This is a genomic window from Streptomyces sp. NPDC001663 (assembly GCF_042893105.1).
Taxonomy (GTDB): domain Bacteria; phylum Actinomycetota; class Actinomycetes; order Streptomycetales; family Streptomycetaceae; genus Streptomyces.
In genome coordinates this window covers 19720-37776 of the sequence record NZ_JBIAUR010000007.1, presented here as the reverse complement: position 1 = coordinate 37776, position 18057 = coordinate 19720, and the positions used below count along the sequence as shown (strand labels likewise).

The following is an 18057-nucleotide window of genomic DNA, read 5'->3' as shown; positions in this document are numbered from 1 at the left end:
CCGTCCGGCGCAGCCTAGGGTCAACGCGCGTAGCACAACAGGGGTTTCTTGGTTACATCCCGGTTTCCCTTTGCCCTCCGCTTTGCCTTTCTGTTCCGTTCGCCCCGTGCCCCCACTTTGCCGGGCGCGCCCCTTACCCTCGTACGCATGACCAGCGACGACACCGCACACGCGGGACGGACCCGCTCCATCGAGACCTACTCCGCGCTCGCCCCCGAGCAGACCGAGGCCGTGCTCGCACTGCTGGGGGACGCCGCCCTCAGCGACGGGCAGCAGGCGGTGTCCGAGCAAGGCCGGCTGCAGCTGCGCGGCGGAGAACGCGAGGGCGTCTCGCATCTCCTCCTCAGCGTCGGCGACGAACTCGTCGGCTACGCGCAGCTGGAGGACACCGACCCGGTGGAGGCGCCGGCCGCCGAGCTGGTCGTCCACCCGGCGCACCGGGGCCACGGTCACGGGCGGGCGCTGGGCTCGGCCCTGCTCGCGGCGTCCGGCAAGCGGCTGCGGGTGTGGGCGCACGGGGGCCACTCGGCGGCGCGGCACCTCGCGCAGGTTCTGGGCCTGACCCTGTTCCGCGAACTGCGGCAGATGCGGCGCCCGTTGGCGGACCTGAACCTGCCGGAGCCGGTGCTCCCCCTGGACGTCACCGTCCGCACCTTCGTCCCCGGTCAGGACGACACCGCCTGGCTCGCCGTGAACGCCGCGGCCTTCGCCCACCACCCCGAGCAGGGCTCCCTCACCCAACGCGACCTCGACGACCGCAAGGCCGAACCGTGGTTCGACCCGGCGGGCTTCTTCCTCGCCTTCCGCGGCGCCGAACTCGTCGGCTTCCACTGGACGAAGGTCCACGCGGCCGAGCGGCTGGGCGAGGTGTACGTCCTCGGCGTGCGGCCGGGCGCGCAGGGCGGGGGGCTGGGCAAGGCCCTCACCACGATCGGGCTGCGCCACCTGGAGGCCCAGGGCCTGCCCACGGCGATGCTGTACGTCGACGCCGACAACAAGGCGGCGGTGTCGGTCTACGAGCGGCTCGGGTTCACGACGTACGAGACGGATCTGATGTACCGCACGGAGACGTGAGCCTCCGGCGGTCGGGCGGGATTCTGTGCGGGTGCGTGGGGGTGCGCGTCCCTGGGGCTACACCCCCAGACCCCCATCGGCCTGCGGCCTCGTCCTCTAACGCCGGACGGGCTGAAAGCGCCGCACCGGCTCCGGCAAGCACACCCCCAGCGCCACCACCGCCCCCGCCAGCAGCCACGCCCACCTCTCGTGCGCCGCCTCCCATCGCTTGTCCTGCGGCCAGACGAACAGCTGCCACCGCTCCGGCAGGAGCAGCGGGGCCATGATGGCCGTGAAGAGCAGGGCCGCCGCCACCGAGGGGCCCGGCCGGGGCTCGTCCGTCAGGCGGATCGCGGCCGCCCCCGCAGCCAGCGCCAGCGCGCACGTCGCCGCCGCCTCCAGGGTGATGCCCAACGTCGGGGGCCGTGTGTCCGACGGGACGAGGAGGAGTGCGGCCGTCCACCACAGCGCGGTGAGCGGGACGACGAGCGCGAGCCGGATGCCGGTGCGCAGCGCCCGCCGGGTCGGCACCGCCGCGGTGGTGTGCCGGGCCGGGTCGTCCAGGAGGAACGTGAGGGACAGGGCGTGGGCGAGGGCGGCGGTGCGGAGGAGGGTGAGGGGCGGCCAGCCTGCGAGGGCACTGTCCGACAGACGGGGCATCGCGGCGAGCAGCAGACCCAGGCCGCTGCCGACGGCCAACGCCCGCCAGGGCAGGGTGCGGCAGACCGGGGGCGTCAACTCCCGTATCACGCCTCGCACTTGTCCATCGCTCCCTTCGGCACCGGGACCCCCAGCAGCTCCGCCGCCCGTGCCGTCGTCAGCTTCGGCGCCGTGAGCTCGGCCCAGTGCGCCTTCACCCGTGCCCCGACCTCGTCACGTCCCTTGCCCAGCAACTGCCGTACGACATCCGTCTGGGCCGCCGTCATGCTCAGCGGGTCCGTCGGTGCCAGGACGATCGCCGAGCCGGTGACGCTGTCGTCGAGGCGGACGTTGCGCAGGGACTGCATCGGGTGGTCCTGCCAGGACAGGGCGAGCCACATGACGGTCACCATGCGGCCGTCGCACAGTTCGCCCGCCGCCTTCTCGTTGCCCGCGACCAGCACGGAGGCGACGGCGGCCGAGAACTCGGGGACGCGGTTGCCGCCCCATGCGGGGCCGACGGTCACCTGGTGCGGGGTGGTCGACGGGGCGATCGCGGCGTCGCCGTCCAGGCCGTAGCGGGCCTCGATGCGCTGCCGTACGAGGAGGGGCTGGGTGTGCGCGGTGCCGCCGGACAGCGACTGCACCTCGTGCACGACCCCCGCCCATGTGCCCGTGCGCACCGTCCACTCGGGGAAGGCGCAGTACGTCGACCCGCCCTCGCGCACACAGGTCTGCTCCTTCTCCGGGCTGAACGAGGCCCGCTCCCGGGCGGCCGTCAACTCCGGCGAGACACCGCCCGACTGGCCCACCGCACCGGCCAGTGTGAGCGCCAGCGCGCCCGCGAGGCCCGCCGTCAGGACCCGGGTCCGTCCGCCGCCCGCCAGCACGGCGCCGACGGCCACCAGGAGGACCAGCCCGGTCAGGTAGAGCGCGTGCCAGGCGGCGGGCCGTCCGATCAGGTCCGAGGGGAGGGTGTCGTGGCTGATCTCGCTCACGATCGGCGACAGCCAGCGGGACCACTCCGCGCCCCCCGTGCCCGCCGAGACGAGGACGCTGCCGGTGAAGAGGGCGAGGACGAGCAGCGGGGCCGCGAAGGAGGACGGGACCAGCCGGGCGGCCAGGACGCCGAGGGTGCCGGACAGCAGCACGTACAGGGGGCCGACGGCCAGTTCGGCCGGCGAGCCGTGGCCCACCGCGCCCGGCCTGAGCGCCTGCCAGGTGAACTCGCCGAGCACGATCAGCGCGGTGAGCGCCGCATACGGGACGACGGACAGGACGTGCGCGAGGGTGCGCCGCCACAGCTCCATCGGAAGCACGTCGAACTGCCGGTCGGTGCCCCGCCGGCGGTCGCGCAGCGCGGCCCGGTTGACGCAGACGAACAGCGCGACGCCCAGCAGCATCGGCCCGGACTGGGTCGCCCGGTCGGCGTCCTGGAGGGCCGGGAAGGCGTCCATGCCGTCGTTCGGGAAGCCCAACTGCCAGACGGTGTAGCCGATGTAGAGCAGCAGGGTCGCGAACACCGGGAAGAACCACAGCTGTTGGCGTGCCTCGAAGCGGGCGAGCGCGATCACGGCCGCCCACGGCCTGCGCTGCTCGTCCCGTGCGACGGGCGGGGCCGTCGTCTCCAGTACCGCGCTCATACCGCCGCCACCTCCGCCCCGGCGTCGTCGAGGGTGAGCAAGTAGCCGTCCTCCAGGGTGGGTTCGAGCAGGTCGGCGCCGTCCGGCGGATTGCCGACGTTGCGGAAGGAGCCGGTGCCGGTGCGCCAGCCCGCCTTCGCGTCGGGGTCGCGTTCCGTGCTGCTCCACACCCGGCCGGCTGCCCGCTCGGTCAGCTCGGCGGGTGTGCCGTCGAAGCGGATGCTGCCGCCGGCCATCACCAGCACGCGGTGGCAGAGCATCGCCACGTCCTCGGTCTGGTGGGTGGAGAGCAGAACCGTCCGGCCCTCTCCCGCCTGCGCGATCAACTCCCGGAAGCGCATGCGCTGTTCGGGGTCGAGGCCGACCGTCGGCTCGTCGAGGACCAGGAACCCCGGGTCGCCGACCAGCGCGGCCGCGAGCGCGACCCGCTGCCGCATCCCGCCGGACAGCTTCTTGATGCGCTTTGCGCGTACGTCGGCGAGGGCGACCTCGTCCAGCACGCGCCGCACCTCGCGATGACGTGCGCCCCGATCGGTCAGCTCCTTCAGGATCGCCACGTAGTCGACGAACTCGAAGGCCGTGAAGTCCGGGTGGAAGCCGGGCGTCTGCGGCAGATAGCCGAGCCGGCGCCGCACCTCCTGCCGGCCGGCCGTCGTGCCGGGGTCGTGTCCGAGCACGGTGAAGGCACCCCGGTCCGCGGGCACGGCGGTGGCCAGCACCCTCAACAGGGTGGTCTTTCCGGCCCCGTTGGGCCCGAGCAGCCCGGTGACGCCCTGGGTCAGCCGCAGCGACACGTCGTCGAGGGCACGGGTCCCGCCGTAGCGGAGGCTGAGCCCGGAGGCGGAAACGGTGGGAGTCATACGGCGGTCCCCTGGAAGCGGTCGAATCGGTCACGTACGAGGAAGAGCAGCCCGCCCGCGAGCGCGGCGACCCCCGCCGCCACCCCCTGGCCGGCCGCGGTGAACGGCACGAGCGTCGCCGTGGCGTCGTGGGCGTGGGCCGCCAGCAGCAGCGCCACCCACGCCCCGCCGACCAGCGACGGCGCGAGCACCGGGCCGAGCCGCGCGGTGAGAGCGAGGCCGGTCGAGGTGAGCGCGAGCGCGGGCAGCAGCCAGGCCAGGGCGCGCAGGCCGAAGCCGGGCAGGGCGAGGGTCGCGAGGCCGTCGAGGCCCAGCCCGGCGGCGAGGACGGCGACCGTGCGGATCATCAGCAGCTTGAACCCGTGCACGGGGGCGACGACCGCCATCTCGTACGTCGGGTCCAGCGCGGGCCCGTACGAGAGCGCGACCCCGGCGAGGGGCAGCAGCGGCGCGAGGGCGAGGAAGAGCGCGGGCGAGTCCGCGATCTGGGCGGCCAGGACGGACATGACCAGCACCGCGACGACCGCGCCCAGCCAGGAGCGGCGCAGCACGGGCGTGGCCGACAGCAGCCGCGCGATGTGGTCGGCGACGCCGATCCGCAGCAGCAGCCGCTCGAACAACCCCGGCCGGGGGGCGTCGAGTTCGGCGTCCAGCCGTTCCCAGCCGGCGTCGAGGGAGACGGGGTCGCCGACCTCGGCGAGCACACCCCGGCACCGTGCACACGCGGTGAGGTGCGTGTCGGCCGACCACAGCATGGGTGGCGCCAACTCGCCCTGGGCGTAGGCCCGTAGATCTTCCGTGTCGACATGCCAAGTCATGCCAGCGCCTCCCGCAGTTGCTTGCGGGCCCGCATCGCCCGCGTCTTGACCGTCCCCGGCGGTATCCCGAGCAGGACGGCCGCCTCCCGGGTGGTCAGCCCGTCGATGACCGTGGCCTGCAGCACCGCGCGCAGCTCCGGTGACAGCCGGACGAGGGCGCCCGCGAGGTCCCCGTGCTCCACCCCCGCGAGCACACGCTCCTCCGCGGACACCTCGTCCCGGTGCCGCAGCCGCGCCAGCGTCTGCCGCAGCCGCCCCCGTGCCCCGTCGCCGCGCAGCGCGTCGATCAGCCGCCGCGAGCCGATGCGCCACAGCCACCCGGCCACATCCCCGTCCTCGTGATAGCGGGCCTTGCCCCGCCAGATCGCGAGGAACGTCTCCTGTACGACGTCGTCGACCACACCGGCGTCGGCGCACCGGCCGCGCAGCCGGGCGGTCAGCCACGGCGCGTACCGCCGGTACAGCTCCTCGAAGGCGCGCCGGTCCCCGTCCGCGGCGGCCCGCAGCAGCTCACCGTCGCTTCTCGTTTCGCTCACGTCTCCTCATCGGACCGGCCCCACGGATCGGTTCACACGATCTCTCGCGACTTTCGCTCTTGACTTTCTCAGGCCTCTTCAACCACCCTTTCACTACTCAATTAGTGAAAGGGTGGTTGCAGGCGTGGTCGAGTACCGCATCGACCGGCGCTCCGGCGTCGCCACCTACGTCCAGATCGTGCAGCAGACCAAGCAGGCCCTCCGTCTGGGCCTCCTGGAGCCGGGAGACAAGCTGCCCACAGCCCGCGAGGTGGTCGAGGCGACCGCCATCAACCCGAACACCGTCCTGAAGGCCTACCGGGAGCTGGAACGCGAGGGCCTGGTCGAGGCCCGCCGGGGCCTGGGCACCTTCGTCCGGCGCTCCCTGGGCACCGCCCCGGCCGAGTCCCCGCTCCACGGCGAGCTGGACGCCTGGGCCGCGCGGGCCCGCGAGGCCGGCCTGGACCGGGACGACGTGGCCGCACTCTTCACCGCCGTACTCGAGAAGCACTTTGACAAGCACAGCCAGGGGGACCCCTCATGACGGACACCGCCGGCCTCGCCCTGGAGGCGGCCGCTGTGGGCAAGCGCTTCGGCGGGCTGCGGAGGTCCCGCTGGGCGCTGCGCGACTGCGCCTTCCGGCTGCCCGCGGGCCGCGTGTGCGCCGTCGTCGGCCCGAACGGCGCGGGCAAGTCCACGCTGCTCGCCCTCGCCGCCGGACTGCTGGTGCCGACCGAGGGCAAGGTCACCGTCCTCGGCACGGACCCGGCCTCGGCCCGCCCCCGCGTCGGCTTCGTCGCACAGGACAAGCCGCTGTACCCACAGCTCACGGTCGCCGCGACCTTGCACATGGGCGCCGACCTCAACCCCGGCCGCTGGGACGCGGCCGTCGCCGAGCGGATCGTGGCCGACGGCGGCCTCGACCCCAAGTCGAGGATCCGCGCCCTCTCCGGTGGCCAGCGCACCCGCGTCGCGCTCGCCCTCGCCCTCGCCAAGCGGCCCGAACTGCTGCTCCTGGACGAGCCGATGGCCGACCTCGACCCGCTGGCCCGGCACGAGCTGATGGGCGTGCTGATGGCGCAGGCCGCGCAGTACGGCACGACGATCGTGATGTCCTCGCACGTGGTCGCCGAACTCGAGGGCTCCTGCGACCACTTGCTGCTGATAGGCGGCGGCCGCGTCCGCCTCGCCGGCGAGATCGACGACCTGCTCGCGGCCCACGTACGCGTGTCCGGCCTCGCGCAGACCTCCCTCGAACCGCACACCGTCGTCGAGTCCCGTACGACCGGTCGCCAGCTGTCCGCCCTGATCCGCCCCTCCGGCCCGCTCCCGGACGGCCTGCGCACGAGCAGCCCCTCCCTGGAGGAGCTCGTCCTGTCCTACCTGCGCAACCCCGAGGCCCCGGGCACGACCCCGGCCGAGCACGAGAAGGCCGCGCTGTGAGCGCGCTCCCGCTGCCGGGGCTGCCCCGGACGGTCCTGCGGCTGCACCGCCCGGCGCTGATCGTGTGGGGTGTGTTCGTCGCCGCCGTGATCGGCTGGCTGGTCTGGCTGAACACGGTGACGTCGAGCGCGGGCGAGAAGGAGCGGGCCTACTGCGACCATCACGAGACCTGCAACCTCCTGAGCATGCTGCACTACAGCCAGCGCACGGCATGGGTCGCCGTGCTCGTCAGCTACAGCTTCCTCGGCGTGGCCGCCTGGGCGGGCGCCTCGCTGGTCGGCCGCGAACTGGAGTCCGGTACGGCGCAGTTGGCGTGGACGCAGAGCGTCTCACCCGCCCGCTGGCTGACCGCCAAGCTCGCGGTGCCCGCGCTGCTGGTCACGCTCGGCTCCACCGCGCTGGTCCTGGCCTACCGCCGGGGCTGGAGCGCACACCCCGCCATGCGCGACGGCGACTGGACCTCCGCCGCCACCTTCGTGGCCCGCGGCCCGGCAACGGTCGCCTACGCCCTGTGCGCCCTCGCCGTCGGCACCCTCACCGCGCTCCTGCTGCGCCGCGCACTGCCCGCCCTGGGCGTCTCCCTCGCCGCGATGGGGGTGCTGAGCGTCGTCCTGCAGAACTACCGCGCACGCCTCTGGCCGTCGGTGACCCGAGTCTCGGCGAACGAACTCCTGTGGCCCAGGCACGCATGGCAGGTGGAGAACGGCACCATCCAGAACGGCCACCGCGTCGCCTACAACGGCAGCTCGCCGTGCGAGGGCCAGCCCGCCCAGGTCAAGCGGTGCGCCGCCGACCTGGACATCACCGGCTACTACTCCGTCTACCACCCCCAGTCCCACTACTGGCCCCTGCACCTCGTGGAGACCGGCATCGTCCTGGCCGTGGCCGCCCTCGCGACGGTCCTCGCCTTCCGCCTCCTGCCCCGCCGCACCCGGGCAGCCCGCACGGAGTCCGCCGCATGACCGCCCTCGCCACCGGCACCGCGCGCGCCGTCGTGCGGGTGCACCGCACGGCGCTGATCGTGTGGGCCGCGTTCATCGTGGGCGCCGTCGCGTATCTGGTGTGGCTGAACAAGGTCACCGCACCCGACGCGCGTGCGCAGGCGGCCACCTGCAAGCCCGACACGGGCTTCTGCTCGGCTTTCCTGGCGACCCGCGACTACACCGAGCCCATGGGCTGGATCAGCACGGTCGTCTACTACAGCTTCTGGGCCGTCGCCGCCTGGGCGGGCTCCGCGCTGATCGGCCGCGAACTGGAGAACGGCACCGCGCGCCTGGCCTGGACCCAGGGCGTGAGCCCGGCCCGCTGGCTGGCCACGAAGCTCGCCGTGCCCGCGCTGGTGCTCGTCCTCGGCGGCGCGCTGTTCGTCCCAGTCTTCCGCTGGGCCTGGTCGGCGAACCGGGACCTGATGGGCGACGACTGGACCTTCAACGACGTCTTCGCCGCCCGCGGCCCGGCCGTGGTGGCGTGGTCCCTGTGCGCCCTCGCGGTCGGCGCGCTCGCCGCCGTCGTACTGAGCCGCTCACTGCCCGCGCTCGCTGTCGCCGTCGCCCTGATGATCGCGCTGAACCAGTACATGGAGCCGCACCGCGAGGACCTCTGGCCGACGGACGGCAACGGCCAGTACGCCAACCACCACCCGCAGTCCCACTTCTGGCCCATGAACCTCGTGGAGACCGGCATCCTCCTCACCATCGCCGCCCTCGCGACCACCGCCGCCTTCCTCGTCCTCGGGCACCGCACCGCCCGCACGCCCCGCAAGGAGTCGCTCGCATGACCGCGCTAGGCATCAAGGCGCCGGCCATGGCACCGGTCGCCGGGGGAAGCCGTGGCCTCCCGGCCGTCCTCCTCCGGCTGCACCGCCCGGCCCTGATCACCTGGGCCGTCCTGGTCGCCCTGACCTCGGCCCTCCTGCTGTGGGCCCACGGCCCGGGCGACGACGCGGCGCACGCCGAGTGGCTGCGGACCTGCGGCCCGGGGGTGCCCTGCACGTGGAGCAGCCCGATCGTGGACTACTACCGGGCCCGCACCCTCGCCGAGGCCGTCATCGCGGTGCTCCCGCTGCCGATCGCCGCCTGGGCGGGCGCCGCACTGACCGGCCGCGAACTGGAGTCCGGCACCGCACGCCTCGCCTGGACCCAGAGCGTCTCGCCCGCCCGCTGGCTCACCGCCAAGCTCGCGCTGCCCGCCGCGCTGATCACCGTCGGCAGCGCGGTCCTCGTCCTGCTGCACCATCTGATGGCCACGGCGACGCCGTTCCCGTACGACTGGCAATGGCGCGACGCCACGGACTTCCCGCTCGACGGCGCCCTCGCTCTGGCACACCCCCTCCTCGGCCTCACCGTCGGCGCCCTCGCGGGGCTGCTCCTCGGCCGGTCCCTGCCCGCGCTGTTCGCCGCCGTCGCGGGTACGGAAGCCGTCCTCGTCACGCCCGGCTACCTCCGCTACGAGTACCCCGAGTCCCACTTCTGGCCGCTCGGGCTCGTTGAGACCCGCCTCGCCCTCGCCGCCGTCGTCGCGGCCGCGGCCGTGGTGATCGCCTTCCGGCTGCTGCGCCGCAGCGCCGTGTGAGGCATCCGATGCGCGTACGTCCTTCCACGGGGGGATGGACGTACGTATTCTCGGGGCGGCTCCCAGCAGGCTGTTACGTCGGTCCCGCCGACGTGGACGCCCGGGAGCCGCCCCCAGATATCCCGCACGCCATGTCCCCGTAACCAACGGTTCAGACGAGCTTGCGACGCTCGGCCAATGACGCCCGCCGTGCCGGAACCTTCGCCGCCCCCCGAGGGGACCGCGGAGAACGGGGACGCCCGCCGCTCCGTATTCACGCTCCCGCCCGCTGCTTCCGACGCGCCCGTATCGCTCGGAACGCGGAAGAATGGGTTCATGAGTCAGCCAGACACCGCCCAGGCACAGGTCCAGCACGCGCAGCCCTCCGTGGGCTCCATAGCCGCGCACCGTCCGCACACCGTGTCGGCCGCGGTCTCCGACCTGGAACCCGACATCGACGCCGACCTCGATGCGTACGAGGAGGCACCGTACGACGGGCCCCAGCTGCCGCAGGGCCGCTTCCTCGACCGGGAGCGAAGCTGGCTGGCGTTCAACGAGCGGGTCCTCGAACTCGCCGAGGACCCGAACACCCCGCTGCTGGAGCGCGCCAACTTCCTCGCGATCTTCGCCAGCAACCTGGACGAGTTCTTCATGGTCCGGGTGGCCGGTCTGAAGCGCCGTATCGCCACCGGTGTCGCCACCCGTTCCGCGTCCGGCCTGCAGCCGCGCGAGGTGCTGGAGATGATCTGGGCCCGCTCCCGCGAGCTCATGGCCCGGCACGCCGCCTGCTACCACGAGGACGTCGCCCCCGCGCTCGCGGAGGAGGGCATCCACCTGGTCCGCTGGGCCGAGCTGACGGAGAAGGAGCAGGCCCGCCTCTTCACGCTCTTCCGGCACCAGATCTTCCCGGTCCTGACCCCGCTGGCGGTCGACCCGGCGCACCCGTTCCCTTACATCTCCGGCCTGTCCCTGAACCTGGCCGTCATCGTGCGCAACCCGGTCAGCGGCCACCGCCACTTCGCGCGCGTCAAGGTGCCGCCGCTGCTGTCCCGCTTCCTGGAGAGCTCCCCGGGCCGCTACGTCCCCATCGAGGACGTCATCGCCGCCCACCTGGAGGAGCTGTTCCCGGGCATGGAGGTCCTGGAGCACCACGCCTTCCGGCTCACCCGCAACGAGGACCTCGAGGTCGAGGAGGACGACGCCGAGAACCTCCTCCAGGCCCTGGAGAAGGAGCTCATGCGGCGCCGCTTCGGGCCGCCGGTGCGCCTGGAGGTCGAGGAGTCCATCGACCGCGAGGTCCTGGACCTGCTGGTGCGCGAGCTGAAGATCTCCGAGGCCGAGGTGTACCCCCTGCCCGGCCCGCTGGACCTCACGGGCCTCTTCCGCATCGCGGGCCTCGACCGCCCCGAGCTCAAGTACAAGAAGTTCATCGCCGGCGTCCACCGCGACCTGGCCGAGGTCGAGTCGGCGTCCGCGCCCGACATCTTCGCCGCCCTGCGCAGCCGGGACGTGCTGCTGCACCACCCGTACGACTCCTTCTCGACGTCGGTGCAGGCGTTCCTGGAGCAGGCGGCCGAGGACGACGACGTCCTCGCGATCAAGCAGACCCTGTACCGGACCTCCGGCGACTCCCCCATAGTCAACGCGCTCATCGACGCCGCCGAGGCCGGCAAGCAGGTCCTCGTCCTGGTCGAGATCAAGGCCCGCTTCGACGAGCACGCCAACATCAAGTGGGCGCGCAAGCTGGAGGAGGCCGGCTGCCACGTGGTCTACGGCCTGGTCGGCCTGAAGACCCACTGCAAGCTGTCCCTGGTGGTCCGTCAGGAAGGCGACACGCTACGGCGCTACAGCCACGTCGGCACGGGCAACTACCACCCCAAGACGGCCCGGCTGTACGAGGACCTCGGCCTGCTCACCGCCGACCCGCAGGTGGGCGCCGACCTCTCGGACCTCTTCAACCGCCTCTCCGGCTACTCGCGCCGCGAGACGTACCGCCGTCTGCTCGTCGCCCCCAAGTCCCTTCGCGACGGCCTGATCGCACGGATCAACAAGGAGGCCCAGCACCACCGTGCGGGCCGCCCGGCGTTCATCCGCATCAAGGTCAACTCGATGGTGGACGAGGCACTCATCGACGCCCTCTACCGCGCGTCCCAGGCCGGCGTGCCGGTCGACGTCTGGGTGCGCGGCATCTGCGCGATCCGCCCCGGCGTCACGGGCCTGTCGGAGAACATCCGCGTCCGCTCGATCCTCGGCCGCTTCCTCGAGCACTCCCGTGTCTTCGCCTTCGGCAACGGCGGCGAACCGGAGGTGTGGCTCGGCAGCGCCGACATGATGCACCGCAACCTCGACCGCCGTATCGAGGCCCTGGTCAGGGTTACCGACCCGGCCCACCGCGCAGCCCTGAACCGGCTGTTGGAGACCGGCATGTCCGACACCACCTCCTCCTGGCACCTCGGCCCGGACGGCGAGTGGACCCGGCACGCCACCGACGCGGACGGCCAGCCCCTGCGCAACGTTCAGGAGATGCTCATAGACGCCCGGAGGCGCCGGCGTGGCACAGCAACACCTTGACCCGACGGACCCCACGGCCGGGCCCGTGGCAGGCGAAGCCCTCGCGGGCTACCTGCGGGCCCAGGCCACGGAGTTCCTCCGTGCCCTGCGGCTGCACCGGGAAACCGGCCCGGCCGCGTCCAACGGCACGGAGGAGTCTGTCGACGCGGCGCGCGCCCTGCGCCGCTCGGTCCGCCGCATCAGCGGCAGCATGCACACGTTCCGCCCGCTCCTGGAGGCCGACTGGTCGGAGGGCCTGCGCCCCGAACTGGCTTGGCTTTCGGGGACGTTGTCGATGGAGAACGCGTACGCGTGCCGCCTGGAGCGCCTGTTGCTGGCGCTGCACAGGCTGTCGGGGGCGGTCTTCCCGACGCAGACGGGCGTGGCCGCGGCCGTCTCCCCGGCCGGGGCTGCCGGCCCGCCCGTCCCGCCCCCAACAGACCGCGGAAACCTCACAGTTGGCGCGGCCAAGGCGGGCGCCCTGCTGGAACGCCAGCTCACCCTCGCCCGCACCCGGGCCCACAGCACCGCCCTCCAGGCCCTCGGTTCCTCCCGCTTCCACGCCGTCGCGGACAAGGTCGCCGTCCTGGCCAGCGAGGTCCCCCTCACCGCCACCGCCACCGCCCCCACCACGGACCTCCGCCCCCTCGCCGCCGCCGCCGAGGAACGCCTCACGGACGCGGTGACCGCGCTGCCGCTCGTCACCGCCGGCAGCCCCTACAACGCGGAGGCCCTGATCCACGGCCTCTCCCCGGACCCGGCCCCGCACCCGCAGGACGCCCCCTGGCACCAGGTCCGCCTGCTCCTGCGCCTGCACCGCTACGCCCGCGAGGCCCTCTACGGCACGGGCGGCCCGATCGACGTCCGCCTGCTGACCGCGGGTCAGGCCCTCGACCGCCATCGCGACGCCTCGGAGGCGGCGGCCGCCGCGGCCTCCGCGGCTCGCACTCCGCGCATCGCCCCCGCCACGGCGTACGCCCTCGGCGTGCTCCACGCCGACCAGCGCCACGAAGTGGAGGCAGCCCGCTTCGCGTTCCAACAGTCCTGGCAGAAGCAGGTGGTGAGTACGTGACGCACAGCCCCGACAGCAACGACACCCTCATCCAGGCGGCCGGCTGCGTCCTGTGGCGCCGCTCCCCGGTCGACGGCGACCTGGAGGTCTGCCTCGTCCACCGGCCGAAGTACGACGACTGGTCCCACCCCAAGGGCAAGCTCAAGCGCGGCGAGGAACACCTCGCGGCCGCCCTGCGCGAGGTGGCCGAGGAGACGGGCTACACGGCGGAACCGGGAGCCGAGCTGTCGTCCCTCCGCTACTTCGCCCAGAACCGGCCCAAACAGGTCCGCTACTGGGCGGCCGAGGCGACCTCGGGCGGCTTCGCCCCCACCACGGAGGTGGACCGCATCCTGTGGCTCTCCCCCGCCGCCGCCCGCAGCCGCCTGACCCAGCTCCGGGACCGCACGCTGGTCGACGAACTGCTCACCACCCTGCGTCACGCCTGAAGGCTGACGTGCCCCGCGGCGTCCGTCCGGGCCTGGCTGCGCGCTCTGCGGGCAGGCCCCCGCCATCCGCAACTGCACCGGGCAAAACAGAAACGGCCCTGTTCGACCGTCGTCGTGCGATGTTCCTGTTGAGCCACGCCGACAACGTTACCCACGTCGAGTAAAGGGCGGGTATGCGCGTGACGGCCCCACCCACCCGTCGTTAAGCGGAACGACAGGGGGCCCGTGACGGACGTACCGGCTGGGGGTTGGCAGGCGATGGCAGAGCGGCAGCGCAGGGTCGGCGGAGCGGTTGTCGCGGGGTTCGTCGTCTGTCTCGGGGCCAGTGGGTGCTCCGGCAGCGGCGCCGCCGCGGAGGACGCCCGCGCCGCCGACCCCGTCCACACCCTGCAGCGCGCCGCCGACACCCTCCTCGACGCGGGCAGCTCCAAGGCCCGTACGTCGATGGAGATGGCCACCGGCGGCACCCGCGTCACCATCCGCGGCGAGGGCGTCTACGACTACTCCGAGCAGCTCGGCCGGCTGCAGGTCCAGCCCCCGATGGACCCGGCGGGCGCCGCCGAGCACCGCCCGATCACCGAACTCCTCGCGCCCGGCGCCCTGTTCATGAAGAACCGGGGCGCGGGCGTTCCCGCCGACAAGTGGGTGCGCGTCGACACGGCCACACTCTCCGACGGCAACCTGGTCACCGGCGGCGCCACCGACCCGCTCACCGCCGCCGAGCTGCTGCGCGGGACCCGCACGGCGACCTACCTCGGCCGGACCGAGGTCGCGGGCACGAAGGTGCGGCACTACCGCGGCACCGCCGACCTCGCCCTGGCCGCGAGGGGCGCCTCGAAGGGCACCCGGGAGGCACTGGCAGCGGCGGCGAAAGGGTTCGCCACGACCAAGGTCCCGTTCGACGTGTACCTCGACGACCAGGGCCGCATCCGTAAGATCCGCCACCGCTTCAGCTTCGTCAACGGCCGCGAGAAGGCCACCGTCGCGGTCGCCTCGACGACGCTGCTGTACGACTTCGGGACCCCCGTCGACGTACGCCTGCCGGCCTCGAAGGACATCTACGCCGGGAAGATCGCCGAGTGACGGCTCCTGCGCGCGGATGACCGACGGGCGTCAAGAACTAGCCCTTCCGTGCCATGCGCGGTGTGTAGGCCGCTCCCTACTCTAGGAAGTCGGTAACGGCAGAGAAGAGGTGATGCACGTGGCTCCGGTCGGCGGTACGGCAGTTCAGGACCACGTGGCCCTCGCCGAGATCGAGCTGTGCGGAGAGCTCATCATCGCGGCCTCGGCCGCGGAGGACCGGCTCAGCCTGGAGAGCATCGACGAGGTGCTGAAAGTGGCCCAAGAACGCGAGGACGCCTCCGGCGACTGAGCCGGAGGCACCCCGATCAAGCCACGGCGGCGCGGCGGCCGCTCAGGTCCGCAGCAGGCGGGCGATCGCCTTCGTCGCCTCCTCGACCTTGGCGTCGATCTCGTCACCGCCCTTGACGGCGGCATCGGCGACGCAGTGACGCAGGTGCTCCTCCAGGAGCTGCAGGGCGAAGGACTGCAGGGCCTTGGTGGAGGCGGACACCTGCGTGAGTATGTCGATGCAGTAGACGTCCTCCTCGACCATGCGCTGCAGGCCACGGATCTGGCCCTCGATCCGGCGCAGTCGCTTGAGGTGCTCGTCCTTCTGCTTGTGGTAGCCGTGCGTCTCGTGCCCGGAGGGCGCGGCCGCGCCGGCCTCAGTGGTCGTCATCGCGTCCTCCAGCTCCAGACATATACCCCTAGTGGGTATATCGTAACGAACTTTGCGGGGTATAGGGCCCTTGGCCAAGGCCCGGAACTGAGCCCCGTACCGCCCCCGTGCTGATCACTCTGCTCGATGGGCGACACTGGGGGACGGCCCATTAGCCGTGGCCGGATGATGCACCTAGCATCAGCCTGACCGAAACCGATGCACCCCGAGGACCCCTTGTGCGCTTTCGTCTGACCCCCAGGGAGACGAGCTTCTACGACATGTTCGCCGCATCCGCGGACAACATCGTCACGGGCTCGAAGCTCCTGATGGAACTGCTCGGGGCGGACGCTTCCGCCCGGGCCGAGATCGCAGAGCGTATGCGGGCCGCTGAACACGCAGGTGACGACGCCACGCACGCGATCTTCCACCAGCTGAACTCCTCCTTCATCACGCCCTTCGACCGCGAGGACATCTACAACCTCGCCTCGTCCCTCGACGACATCATGGACTTCATGGAGGAGGCCGTCGACCTGGTCGTCCTCTACAGCGTCGAGGAGCTCCCCAAGGGCGTCGAGCAGCAGATCGAGGTCCTGGCACGGGCCGCCGAGCTCACGGCCGAGGCCATGCCGAACCTCCGCACGATGGACAACCTGACCGAGTACTGGATCGAGGTCAACCGCCTCGAGAACCAGGCCGACCAGATCCACCGCAAGCTGCTCGCTCATCTCTTCAACGGCAAGTACGAAGCCATCGAGGTGCTGAAGCTGAAGCAGATCGTGGACGTGCTCGAAGAGGCCGCCGACGCTTTCGAGCACGTGGCGAACACGGTGGAGACCATCGCCGTCAAGGAGTCCTGACCCCTTCATGGACACCTTCGCTCTGATCGTGACCATCGCGGTCGCGCTCTTCTTCACCTACACCAACGGCTTTCACGACTCGGCGAACGCGATCGCGACGTCGGTGTCGACGCGGGCACTGACCCCGCGAGCGGCCCTGGCGATGGCCGCGGTGATGAACCTCGCGGGTGCGTTCCTCGGTTCCGGAGTCGCGAAAACCGTAAGCGAGGGCCTGATCTCGACGCCGGAGGGCGCGAAGGGGATGGGCATCCTCTTCGCGGCGCTGACGGGCGCGATCGTCTGGAACCTGATCACCTGGTACTACGGCCTCCCGTCGTCGTCCTCCCACGCCCTGTTCGGCGGCCTGGTGGGCGCGGCACTGGCCGGCAGCACGACGGTGCACTGGGACGGTGTCCTGGACAAGGTCGTCATCCCGATGTTCCTGTCGCCGGTGGTCGGTCTGATCGTCGGCTACCTCGTCATGACCGCGATCCTCTGGCTCTTCCGCAAGGCCAACCCGCACAAGGCCAAGCGGGGCTTCCGCATCGCGCAGACGGTTTCCGCTGCGGGGATGGCGCTGGGCCATGGCCTCCAGGACGCGCAGAAGACGATGGGCGTGGTCGTCATGGCCCTGGTGATTTCCGGCCACCAGACCTTCAGCGACCCGATCCCGGTCTGGGTGAAGATCGTCTGCGCGGTCATGCTCTCCCTGGGCACCTACGCCGGCGGCTGGCGCATCATGCGCACCCTGGGCCGCAAGATCATCGAACTGGACCCGCCGCAGGGCTTCGCCGCCGAGACGACGGGCGCGTCGATCATGTTCACCACGGCCTACATCTTCAAGGCCCCCATCTCGACGACCCACGTCATCACGTCGGCCATCATGGGCGTCGGCGCCACCAAGCGCCTGAACGCGGTCCGCTGGGGCGTGGCCAAGAACATCATCCTGGGCTGGTTCATCACGATGCCGGCAGCAGCACTGGTGGCGGCGGGCGCGTTCGGGATCGTGAACCTGGCGTTCCTGTAGGGCTCTTCCCACAACGACGACGGGCCCGCCCCCGGGAGCCGGGGGCGGGCCCTTCATCGTCCTCGCGGTGGCACCGCCATGCAGCACCGCGAGGGGTTCGTGACGGCTCAGCCGAAGCGGCCGGAGATGTAGTCCTCCGTGGCCTGGACCGACGGGTTGGAGAAGATCCGCTCCGTGTCGTCGATCTCGATCAGCTTGCCGGGCTGCCCGACCGCCGCCAGGTTGAAGAACGCCGTGCGGTCCGAGACACGCGCCGCCTGCTGCATGTTGTGCGTCACGATGACGATCGTGAAGCGCTCCTTCAGCTCACCGATCAGGTCCTCGATGGCGAGGGTCGAGATCGGGTCGAGCGCCGAGCAGGGCTCGTCCATGAGCAGCACCTTCGGCTCGACCGCGATCGCGCGCGCAATGCAGAGGCGCTGCTGCTGACCACCGGACAGACCCGAACCCGGCTTGTTCAGACGGTCCTTGACCTCGTTCCACAGGTTCGCGCCCTTGAGCGACCTCTCCACGATGTCGCTCAGCTCGCTCTTCTTGTACGAGCCGTTGAGCCGCAGACCCGCCGCGACGTTGTCGAACACGGACATCGTCGGGAAGGGGTTCGGACGCTGGAAGACCATGCCGACCTCGCGCCGCACCGCCACCGGGTCGACCCCGGCGCCGTACAGGTTCTCGTCGTCGAGCATGACCTTGCCCTCGACCCGGCCGCCCGACGTCACCTCGTGCATCCGGTTGAGGGTGCGCAGGAACGTGGACTTGCCACAGCCGGAGGGACCGATGAAGGCCGTGACGGTACGGGGCTCGATGCTCATCGAGATGTCCTCGATGGCACGGAACGAGCCGTAATAGGCGCTGAGGCCGCTGACGTCAATTCGCTTGGCCATTGGAAATCACTGCTTC

The 18057-nt window shown here is 71.8% G+C and carries 20 protein-coding genes; 13 read left to right on the top strand and 7 right to left on the bottom strand.

All coding sequences use genetic code 11. The features are described from left to right. Window positions 1-147: 147 nt before the first annotated feature. Window positions 148-1074 carry a mycothiol synthase gene (mshD, locus tag ACFY1L_RS22645; protein WP_388827051.1) on the top strand — a complete coding sequence of 309 codons (927 nt, stop codon included), beginning with the start codon at window positions 148-150 and terminating at the stop codon, window positions 1072-1074. A 96-nt stretch (window positions 1075-1170) separates the two neighbouring features. On the opposite strand, the gene ACFY1L_RS22640 is transcribed toward mshD, so the two are convergent. Genes ACFY1L_RS22640 through ACFY1L_RS22620 form a run of 5 tightly spaced genes read right to left on the bottom strand, consistent with a single transcriptional unit; the run spans window position 1171 to window position 5549 of the window. After that, window positions 1171-1812: an ABC transporter gene (locus ACFY1L_RS22640; protein WP_388827048.1), complete on the bottom strand. Its 642-nt coding sequence runs from the start codon at window positions 1810-1812 to the stop codon at window positions 1171-1173. Next, window positions 1800-3335, bottom strand: a complete 1536-nt coding sequence (locus ACFY1L_RS22635; protein WP_388827045.1) for an ABC transporter permease — start codon at window positions 3333-3335, stop codon at window positions 1800-1802. The genes ACFY1L_RS22640 and ACFY1L_RS22635 overlap by 13 nt, the downstream gene beginning before the upstream one ends. Beyond that, window positions 3332-4195, bottom strand: coding sequence for an ABC transporter ATP-binding protein (locus ACFY1L_RS22630; RefSeq protein WP_388827042.1), 864 nt, complete (start codon window positions 4193-4195; stop codon window positions 3332-3334). Before ACFY1L_RS22630 ends, ACFY1L_RS22635 begins: the two co-directional genes overlap by 4 nt. After that, entirely contained in the window at window positions 4192-5013 is an 822-nt protein-coding gene (locus ACFY1L_RS22625) for a zf-HC2 domain-containing protein (protein ID WP_388827039.1), read from the bottom strand. The genes ACFY1L_RS22630 and ACFY1L_RS22625 overlap by 4 nt, the downstream gene beginning before the upstream one ends. Then, window positions 5010-5549, bottom strand: coding sequence for an RNA polymerase sigma factor (locus tag ACFY1L_RS22620; RefSeq protein ID WP_388827036.1), 540 nt, complete (start codon window positions 5547-5549; stop codon window positions 5010-5012). The genes ACFY1L_RS22625 and ACFY1L_RS22620 overlap by 4 nt, the downstream gene beginning before the upstream one ends. A gap of 124 nt (window positions 5550-5673) precedes the next feature. Here ACFY1L_RS22620 and ACFY1L_RS22615 point away from each other — a divergent pair, with 124 nt between their 5' ends. The 10 genes from ACFY1L_RS22615 (at window position 5674) to ACFY1L_RS22570 (ending at window position 14943) form a co-directional block, all read left to right on the top strand. Further along, window positions 5674-6072: a GntR family transcriptional regulator gene (locus ACFY1L_RS22615; RefSeq protein WP_361274404.1), complete on the top strand. Its 399-nt coding sequence runs from the start codon at window positions 5674-5676 to the stop codon at window positions 6070-6072. Beyond that, window positions 6069-6971, top strand: a complete 903-nt coding sequence (locus tag ACFY1L_RS22610) for an ABC transporter ATP-binding protein (protein ID WP_388827032.1) — start codon at window positions 6069-6071, stop codon at window positions 6969-6971. Before ACFY1L_RS22615 ends, ACFY1L_RS22610 begins: the two co-directional genes overlap by 4 nt. Further along, on the top strand, window positions 6968-7933 hold the full coding sequence (locus ACFY1L_RS22605; protein ID WP_388827029.1) for a hypothetical protein: 966 nt from the start codon (window positions 6968-6970) through the stop codon (window positions 7931-7933). The genes ACFY1L_RS22610 and ACFY1L_RS22605 overlap by 4 nt, the downstream gene beginning before the upstream one ends. Then, on the top strand, window positions 7930-8748 hold the full coding sequence (locus ACFY1L_RS22600) for a hypothetical protein (protein WP_388827026.1): 819 nt from the start codon (window positions 7930-7932) through the stop codon (window positions 8746-8748). Before ACFY1L_RS22605 ends, ACFY1L_RS22600 begins: the two co-directional genes overlap by 4 nt. Continuing rightward, window positions 8745-9542 carry an ABC transporter permease gene (locus ACFY1L_RS22595; protein WP_388827023.1) on the top strand — a complete coding sequence of 266 codons (798 nt, stop codon included), beginning with the start codon at window positions 8745-8747 and terminating at the stop codon, window positions 9540-9542. Before ACFY1L_RS22600 ends, ACFY1L_RS22595 begins: the two co-directional genes overlap by 4 nt. A gap of 315 nt (window positions 9543-9857) precedes the next feature. Further along, on the top strand, window positions 9858-12092 hold the full coding sequence (locus ACFY1L_RS22590; protein ID WP_388827020.1) for an RNA degradosome polyphosphate kinase: 2235 nt from the start codon (window positions 9858-9860) through the stop codon (window positions 12090-12092). Continuing rightward, window positions 12073-13143 carry a CHAD domain-containing protein gene (locus ACFY1L_RS22585; protein WP_388827017.1) on the top strand — a complete coding sequence of 357 codons (1071 nt, stop codon included), beginning with the start codon at window positions 12073-12075 and terminating at the stop codon, window positions 13141-13143. The genes ACFY1L_RS22590 and ACFY1L_RS22585 overlap by 20 nt, the downstream gene beginning before the upstream one ends. Then, window positions 13140-13571, top strand: coding sequence for an NUDIX hydrolase (locus ACFY1L_RS22580; RefSeq protein ID WP_388827014.1), 432 nt, complete (start codon window positions 13140-13142; stop codon window positions 13569-13571). The genes ACFY1L_RS22585 and ACFY1L_RS22580 overlap by 4 nt, the downstream gene beginning before the upstream one ends. 258 nt (window positions 13572-13829) lie before the next feature. Further along, window positions 13830-14654, top strand: a complete 825-nt coding sequence (locus tag ACFY1L_RS22575; RefSeq protein WP_388827011.1) for a hypothetical protein — start codon at window positions 13830-13832, stop codon at window positions 14652-14654. 112 nt (window positions 14655-14766) lie between these two features. Further along, the gene (locus ACFY1L_RS22570) at window positions 14767-14943 is read left to right on the top strand and encodes a hypothetical protein (protein ID WP_388827008.1); all 177 of its coding nucleotides are present in this window, start codon (window positions 14767-14769) and stop codon (window positions 14941-14943) included. Window positions 14944-14985: 42 nt separating this feature from the next. Here ACFY1L_RS22570 and ACFY1L_RS22565 read toward each other — a convergent pair whose 3' ends face one another. Continuing rightward, the gene (locus ACFY1L_RS22565; protein WP_388827005.1) at window positions 14986-15312 is read right to left on the bottom strand and encodes a metal-sensitive transcriptional regulator; all 327 of its coding nucleotides are present in this window, start codon (window positions 15310-15312) and stop codon (window positions 14986-14988) included. 218 nt (window positions 15313-15530) lie between these two features. Here ACFY1L_RS22565 and ACFY1L_RS22560 point away from each other — a divergent pair, with 218 nt between their 5' ends. Together ACFY1L_RS22560 and ACFY1L_RS22555 are read left to right on the top strand one after the other, a co-directional pair. Beyond that, window positions 15531-16151: a DUF47 domain-containing protein gene (locus tag ACFY1L_RS22560; protein ID WP_388827002.1), complete on the top strand. Its 621-nt coding sequence runs from the start codon at window positions 15531-15533 to the stop codon at window positions 16149-16151. A gap of 7 nt (window positions 16152-16158) precedes the next feature. Beyond that, a complete protein-coding gene (locus tag ACFY1L_RS22555; RefSeq protein ID WP_388826999.1) occupies window positions 16159-17157 on the top strand; it encodes an anion permease in 999 nt (332 codons plus the stop codon). Window positions 17158-17264: 107 nt separating this feature from the next. Here ACFY1L_RS22555 and pstB read toward each other — a convergent pair whose 3' ends face one another. Further along, window positions 17265-18041, bottom strand: a complete 777-nt coding sequence (gene pstB, locus ACFY1L_RS22550; RefSeq protein ID WP_388826996.1) for a phosphate ABC transporter ATP-binding protein PstB — start codon at window positions 18039-18041, stop codon at window positions 17265-17267. Window positions 18042-18057 lie beyond the last annotated feature (16 nt).

Excerpts from the sequence above, each read along its gene's own strand:
- mshD (WP_388827051.1), top strand. The coding sequence starts at position 148 with ATGACCAGCGACGACACCGCACACGCGGGACGGACCCGCTCCATCGAG.
- ACFY1L_RS22635 (WP_388827045.1), bottom strand. The coding sequence starts at position 3,335 with ATGAGCGCGGTACTGGAGACGACGGCCCCGCCCGTCGCACGGGACGAG.
- ACFY1L_RS22630 (WP_388827042.1), bottom strand. The coding sequence starts at position 4,195 with ATGACTCCCACCGTTTCCGCCTCCGGGCTCAGCCTCCGCTACGGCGGG.
- ACFY1L_RS22625 (WP_388827039.1), bottom strand. The coding sequence starts at position 5,013 with ATGACTTGGCATGTCGACACGGAAGATCTACGGGCCTACGCCCAGGGC.
- ACFY1L_RS22610 (WP_388827032.1), top strand. The coding sequence starts at position 6,069 with ATGACGGACACCGCCGGCCTCGCCCTGGAGGCGGCCGCTGTGGGCAAG.
- ACFY1L_RS22600 (WP_388827026.1), top strand. The coding sequence starts at position 7,930 with ATGACCGCCCTCGCCACCGGCACCGCGCGCGCCGTCGTGCGGGTGCAC.
- ACFY1L_RS22595 (WP_388827023.1), top strand. The coding sequence starts at position 8,745 with ATGACCGCGCTAGGCATCAAGGCGCCGGCCATGGCACCGGTCGCCGGG.
- ACFY1L_RS22590 (WP_388827020.1), top strand. The coding sequence starts at position 9,858 with ATGAGTCAGCCAGACACCGCCCAGGCACAGGTCCAGCACGCGCAGCCC.
- ACFY1L_RS22575 (WP_388827011.1), top strand. The coding sequence starts at position 13,830 with ATGGCAGAGCGGCAGCGCAGGGTCGGCGGAGCGGTTGTCGCGGGGTTC.
- ACFY1L_RS22570 (WP_388827008.1), top strand. The coding sequence starts at position 14,767 with ATGCACGTGGCTCCGGTCGGCGGTACGGCAGTTCAGGACCACGTGGCC.
- ACFY1L_RS22565 (WP_388827005.1), bottom strand. The coding sequence starts at position 15,312 with ATGACGACCACTGAGGCCGGCGCGGCCGCGCCCTCCGGGCACGAGACG.
- ACFY1L_RS22555 (WP_388826999.1), top strand. The coding sequence starts at position 16,159 with ATGGACACCTTCGCTCTGATCGTGACCATCGCGGTCGCGCTCTTCTTC.
- pstB (WP_388826996.1), bottom strand. The coding sequence starts at position 18,041 with ATGGCCAAGCGAATTGACGTCAGCGGCCTCAGCGCCTATTACGGCTCG.